Source organism: Bradyrhizobium sp., assembly GCF_049798375.1.
GTDB lineage: Bacteria > Pseudomonadota > Alphaproteobacteria > Rhizobiales > Xanthobacteraceae > Bradyrhizobium.
Window position 1 is genome coordinate 1 of record NZ_JBARGP010000706.1, and the last position, 6,180, is coordinate 6,180.

Annotated in this window: 6 protein-coding genes; 5 read left to right on the forward strand and 1 reads right to left on the reverse strand. The window is 64.4% G+C overall.

The genetic code is table 11. From position 1 onward, the window contains the following. The 4 genes from WA702_RS27600 to WA702_RS27615 form a co-directional block, all read left to right on the forward strand. Positions 1 to 615, forward strand: a 615-nt coding sequence (locus WA702_RS27600; RefSeq protein ID WP_425113709.1) for a cysteine hydrolase family protein, incomplete at its 5' end; no start/stop codon positions are given. Further along, complete coding sequence (locus WA702_RS27605; RefSeq protein ID WP_425113710.1) at positions 612 to 2,141, forward strand: ABC transporter ATP-binding protein; 1,530 nt, start codon at positions 612 to 614, stop codon at positions 2,139 to 2,141. The genes WA702_RS27600 and WA702_RS27605, both read left to right, overlap by 4 nt. Before the next feature lie 115 nt (positions 2,142 to 2,256). After that, complete coding sequence (locus WA702_RS27610) at positions 2,257 to 3,816, forward strand: oleate hydratase (protein ID WP_425113711.1); 1,560 nt, start codon at positions 2,257 to 2,259, stop codon at positions 3,814 to 3,816. 286 nt (positions 3,817 to 4,102) lie between these two features. After that, positions 4,103 to 4,405, forward strand: coding sequence for a septal ring lytic transglycosylase RlpA family protein (locus WA702_RS27615; protein WP_425113714.1), 303 nt, complete (start codon positions 4,103 to 4,105; stop codon positions 4,403 to 4,405). A 421-nt stretch (positions 4,406 to 4,826) separates the two neighbouring features. Here WA702_RS27615 and WA702_RS27620 read toward each other — a convergent pair whose 3' ends face one another. Beyond that, the gene (locus WA702_RS27620; protein WP_425113712.1) at positions 4,827 to 5,699 is read right to left on the reverse strand and encodes a class I SAM-dependent methyltransferase; all 873 of its coding nucleotides are present in this window, start codon (positions 5,697 to 5,699) and stop codon (positions 4,827 to 4,829) included. 275 nt (positions 5,700 to 5,974) lie between these two features. Between WA702_RS27620 and WA702_RS27625 the strand changes: the two genes are divergently transcribed. Further along, a partial coding sequence (locus WA702_RS27625) for a hypothetical protein (RefSeq protein ID WP_425113713.1) occupies positions 5,975 to 6,180 on the forward strand: 206 nt, incomplete at its 3' end.

The window sequence follows — 6,180 nt, forward strand, 5'->3', positions numbered from 1 at the left end:
ACGGCCCTCATCATCATCGACATGCAGACCGATTTCTGCGGCATCGGCGGCTATGTCGACAAGATGGGCTATGACCTGTCGCTGACGCGCGCACCGATCGAACCGATAAAGCGGCTGCTGACGGTGATGCGCGCGCAAAACTTTCACATCATCCATACCCGCGAGGGCCACCGGCCCGACCTTGCCGACCTGCCCGCCAACAAGCGCTGGCGCTCCCAGCAGATCGGCGCCGGCATTGGCGATCCCGGCCCCTGCGGCCGCATCCTGGTGCGCGGCGAGCCCGGCTGGGATATCATCCCCGATCTCGCGCCGGTGGACGGCGAAGTGATCATCGACAAGCCCGGCAAGGGTTCGTTCTGCGCCACCGATCTCGAGCTGATCTTGCGCCTGCGCGGCATCGAAAACATCGTGCTGACCGGCATCACCACCGATGTCTGCGTCCATACCACCATGCGCGAGGCCAACGACCGCGGCTTCGAATGCGTTCTGCTGTCGGACTGCTGCGGCGCCACCGACACGGCCAATCACGACCATGCGCTGAAGATGATCAAGATGCAGGGCGGCGTGTTCGGCGCTGTCGCCACCTCCTCCGCGCTGATCGAGGTGCTGTCGTGATCGGGGAAGATCCTGCTCCGCTAGGCACGTTCGGCGTCGAGGCGATCGCCATGACGATGCGGTTCGGCGACTTCGCCGCGCTCGACAATGTCGAGCTCAAGGTCAGGCCCGGCACCTTCCACGCGCTGCTCGGCGAGAACGGCGCCGGCAAGTCGACTTTGGTCAAATGCATCATGGGCTACTACCAGCCGACCGCGGACGACGTGCTGGTCGGCGACCGCGAGCGCGCAATCGCCAATCCCCGGGATGCGCACGCGCTCGGGCTCGGTATGGTCTATCAGCATTTCACCCTGGTGCCGGCGATGACAGTCGCCGAGAATTTGGTGCTGGCGCGCGACGACGTGCCGGCGGTCGTCAACTGGGCCAGGGAGAAGCAGCAGCTCACGCAATTTTTGGCGCGGATGCCGTTCCAGGTGCCGCTGAACGCCAGGGTTGCCGACATCTCCGCCGGCGAGCGGCAGAAATGCGAGATCCTCAAGCAGCTGTATCTCAAGCGGCGCTTCCTGATCCTGGACGAGCCGACCTCCGTGCTGACGCCGGCCGAAGCCGACGAGGTACTCGGCATGCTGCGCAGCCTGGTGGTGGCGGGCGAGCTGACGGTGCTGATGATCACGCACAAACTCCGCGAGGTGATGGCGTTCGCCGACGAGGTCACGATCCTGCGCCGAGGCAAGCTCGCGGGACGCGGCAAGGTCTCCGAGCTCAGCACCGACGAGATGGCGCGCACAATGATCGGCGCCGAGCAATTGACCGTGCAGCCGGCGCGATCGGGCGAAGCCGGCACCATCAGGCTCGCGCTGAACAAGGTCGTCGCGCGCGACGATGCCGGCGGCATCGCGGTGCAGGATCTCTCGCTCGACGTGCGCGCCGGCGAGATCGTCGGTATCGCCGGCGTTTCCGGCAACGGCCAGCGCCAACTGGTCGAGGTGCTATCAGGCCAGCGCGAGGCCGAGAGCGGCGCGATCCGCGTGTCCGGCGCGGCCTATCACGCGCGGCGCCAGGAGATGCGGCGGCACAAGATGTCGCTGCTGCCCGAGGAGCCGTTGAAGAACGCCTGCGTCGGCGGCATGAGCGTCGCCGACAATATTGCACTGCGCGAATTCGACCGCGCGCCGTTCGCCAGCGGCGGCTGGTGGCTGAACCGCGCGGCATTCCGCGACGACGCAACGCGCAAGATCAACCGCTACAAGATCAAGACCCGCACGCCCGACACCCCGATCGCGGCGCTCTCGGGCGGCAACGTGCAGCGCGCGGTACTGGCGCGCGAGCTTGGCCATGATGTCGAGGTGCTGGTCGCAGCCAATCCCTGCTTCGGGCTCGACTTCGCCGCCGTAGCGCAGATCCATGCCGAGATCATGGCCGCGCGCAATCGCGGCGCCGCCGTGCTGCTGGTGAGCGAGGACCTCGACGAGCTGCTGGAATTGTCCGACCGCCTGGTGGTGATGTTCCACGGCCGGCTGGTCTACGAGACCCGCGCGGGCGATGCCGATCTCACAGAGATCGGCCGCCACATGGCGGGACACTAGCGGCAGCGAATATTTATCATATGCACGTGCGGCCGGAGACCGGATTGACCTAGGTCAGTTTTCGTTGCCCGCCCCTGCTACGCCGGTGCACCCTCCAACGCTTGGGATGTGCATCATGAAAGCGTATTTCATCGGCAGCGGCATCGGCGCACTCGCGGGCGCTGCCTTCCTGATTCGCGATGGCGGTCTGTCCGGCGGCGACATCACCATCTATGAGAAGCATCTGCCGTTCGGCGGCAGCCTCGATGGCGGTCGGCTCCCCAACGGCTCCTATTCGCTGCGCGGCGGCCGCATGCTGACCACCGATCACTATGAGTGCACCTGGAATCTGCTGTCGACGATCCCGGGCAGCACCGCGCCGGACAAGACCATCCGCGACGAGACTGTGGCGTTCAACGACGCGCACGTGGCGCATTCGCGGGCCCGGCTGGTCGACCGGAACCGACACAAGGTGAATGTCTCCACCATGGGCTTCTCGATGCGCGACCGGATCGAGCTGATCCGGCTGACGGAAGCCTCCGAGGATACGCTGCGCAACTCCCGCATTACCGACTGGCTGTCGCCGCCATTCTTCGCGACCAATTTCTGGTATTTGTGGCAGACCACCTTTGCTTTCCAGCCATGGCACAGCGCGGTCGAGTTCAAGCGCTATCTGCATCGCTTCATGAATGAGTTTCCGCGCATCGACACCTTGGCCGGCGTCAAGCGCACGGTATTCAACCAGTATGATGCGATCGTGCTGCCTTTGATGCGCTGGCTCGAAGGGCACGGCGTGCATCTGGTCGGCGGCACCGATGTCGTCGACATGGAAATCGCAATCAGACAGACGCATCACGTCGTGAAGCAGCTTACGGTCCGACAGAATGACCGGATCGACACGGTCGTCGTCGGCGATGAGGATCTCGTCTTCTTCCAGAACGGCTCGATGACGGACGCAACGAGCCTTGGCACCCACGACAGCCCGCCACCGCGCCTGACCAAGGCCGACAGCGGCGGCTGGGCGTTGTGGGAGAAGATCGCGACCGGCCGTCCGGAGTTTGGCAATCCCGCGGTGTTCAACTCGTCGATCCCGGAATCCTGCTGGGAATCCTTCACCGTCACCTGCCGGACTCCACGGTTTTTCGACGCAATGAAGGTATTCAGCGGCAACGAGGCCGGCACCGGCGGGCTCGTCACCTTCAAGGATTCGAACTGGCTGATGTCGATCGTGCTCTATCATCAGCCGCATTTCCTCGATCAGCCGGCGAACGTCCAGGTATTCTGGGGCTACGCGCTACATCCTGACCGTATCGGCAACTTCGTTCCGAAGGCCATGGCCGATTGTGGGGGTGCCGATATCCTGAAAGAGCTTTGCGGTCACCTGAACTTCGACCTGTCGGTGTTCGAGAACGCCACCTGCGTGCCCTGCCGCCTGCCCTACATCACCAGCATGTTCATGCCGCGCCACAAGAGCGATCGTCCGCCGCCGGTGCCGGCCACCTCGAAGAACCTCGCCTTCGTCAGCCAGTTCGTCGAGATCCCCGATGACGTGGTCTTCACCGTCGAATATTCGGTACGCGCCGCGCAAATGGCGGTCTATCAGTTGCTCGGGATCGAACGTCCGATTCCCAGGATCACCCGGCACGACAGATCGCTCCGGGTGCTGATCGACACCGCGGAGAAGGCCTTCGCTTGATCGTCGGATCGTGACGGACGGCATCGTTTCGCGTGACGCGGGCGAGATCAGCGTCTTCGGCCGGCGATTCTGATGTCGCAGAGATCAGGCCGATGGCGAGATCGACGATCGATTGACGTCGCGCGTTGTGACTGTCGACATGGAGGATTCAGCCACCGGTTCCTGGATCGCAATCGCGCCAAGCTGATTCGCGTTCCCGCCGTGGAACTAACACGGTATCGCCAGAGTTAGGGCCGTTGCTTCACGTGTAGTGAACTCAGGCGGGGAGCATCACATGGCGAGGGTCATGCTGATCACGGCCGGTTTTCTCGGCGTGATGGCATCGTTTGCTGTAGCTACGCGCGCGCAGGCTGAATCCGGATTGGCTTCCTATTATGGCGGGGATGGCCGTCACGGCGAAATGACCTGCGCGCATCGCACGCGCCCATTCGGCAGCATCATCAGGGTTTCGCACAACGGTCGTTCGATCCAGTGCCGCGTCAACGATCGCGGACCCTTCATTCGCGGTCGCGTCATCGATGTCTCGGTCAGTGCCGCCCGCGCGCTCGGCATGATCAACGCGGGCGTAGTCCGCGTATCGCTCGAATAGGATCGCGATCAGTAACCTAGTAGCGCCAGGCCGACCCAGCTGACGGCGAACAGCGAAGCGACGGATGTCGCCGCTGCGAGCAGTGATAATGAAACTTTCAAAGTCTTTACGACCATACGCGCCTCCCGCCGAAGACCGGCTGGTATCGGGATGCATTTACGGGAAGCCAGCGCTTCAAGCACCGACATCCCATTTGTTCTTTTCGGCAATCAAAGGTTCAAAACCACGGCTGCCGGCTGTGACATCTCGGCGCGGCATGGCTGGCAGCCTAGTTGTGCTGCACGCTACAACCGCTCCGATCGGTCAGGCGAGGCTCAATGCCTGAGGCGGCGGAGGCGTTCCGATGGAACTGATCCGTTCGCGCACGCCCGGCATGCATGGTCAGCACGCGCTTCCACGAAAATGCCTGTTTTTTGGCTGTTTACGGATCAACTGCGGTCACGATCCAGACAGATGCCGGCAGCGTCACGGCGGCTCCGTTAGCGTAGCGCGCCAGCGCCTTGCTCACCGCCGCCGTTGCGGCGGCGACAGCGTCCGGCGGCTGGCGGTTAATGGCGCGGCTGGCCGGACCGACCGCGAGTGCCGACAATGCTGCGCCCTGGAGTCCCTGCCCTCCATCGATGTCGAGAGCAACGTCACAGCGCTCGAGCCGGACACGTCGTAGGCCGGCTTCGCTCAGCACCTGCTCGAGCCAATCCTGCTGCGCAAAGGCGAAGTCGTCGGGCGCATGCGGCAACAGGCCCGGCAGCTTCGGCACGTGATCATAGACCGCCTGCAGCGGCTCCAGCGCCCAGGGATTGTCGCGCAGGTCGCGCCAGGCCGCGAAGGCGACGCGGCCGCCGGAGCGCAGCGCAGTGCGGATGTTGAGCAAGCCGCGGACGGCATCGGCGAAGTACATCATCCCGAGCCGGGAGATCATGAGATCGCAGCTCGCCGCCTTGAAGTGATGCACCATGGCATCGCCCTGCACGAAGCTGACCGGCGCCTCTTCCGGCGCAAGCTCGTTGGCACGGATCAGCATCGCGGCCGAGACGTCGATCCCGAGCACGCCGCCATCGGCACCGACGTTTGCGGCCGCCGCGATCGTGGTCGCGCCGCAGCCGCAGCCGATGTCGAGGACGCGCTCGGCCGGCTGGATCGCGGCGCGCTCCAACAACAGCGCGTCGATCGGCGCCAGCATGCCGTCGAGCGCCGCCTGCCGTTCGACCCAGCGCTGCCCGCCATCGCCGTTCCAGAACCCGATCTGCCCGGCATTGTCGTGGTGGCCGAAGGAGGTGTCGGGGGCGTTATCCATGGCGGTGGTATCGCTTTGCATAGGTCTTGGAATGAAAACGCGGGCTCGCGCCAACGCGCGGGCCATTCTCGGCACTCAATTGTAGGGAGCCGCGGCGGGCTTGAAAAGCCGCAGCGCAACCGCTGTTCGCGCTTCCGCCTGCCCGTCCATCGGGCAAGCGCAGGCGAGCGAGGACCCCGCTCCGGTTGCCAGGGGAGATATTTACGCGCTGTTGACACGACCGACCCCGGTGCGATGTTCTTGCGCGCGAGATTTCAATCGGACCATGGACTAGCATGTCGACCCTGGAAGCCGCATTGCGCGGGGGCGCCGTCGTAATGCTTTTGCTGCGCATTGTGGTGCTGGCCCGAACCGCGCCAAGCGATCCGGTGAGCCGCACGTCTGCGCTGCTGCTGATGGGCATTGCCGCCTATGTCGTCGAGTCGGCTCCCGGCTTCGGCAGCCTCGCCTTGGGCTGGAGACTTCCGATTCACGCGCTCAG

Excerpts from the sequence above, each read along its gene's own strand:
- WA702_RS27610 (WP_425113711.1), top strand. The coding sequence starts at position 2,257 with ATGAAAGCGTATTTCATCGGCAGCGGCATCGGCGCACTCGCGGGCGCT.
- WA702_RS27615 (WP_425113714.1), top strand. The coding sequence starts at position 4,103 with ATGCTGATCACGGCCGGTTTTCTCGGCGTGATGGCATCGTTTGCTGTA.
- WA702_RS27620 (WP_425113712.1), bottom strand. The coding sequence starts at position 5,699 with ATGGATAACGCCCCCGACACCTCCTTCGGCCACCACGACAATGCCGGG.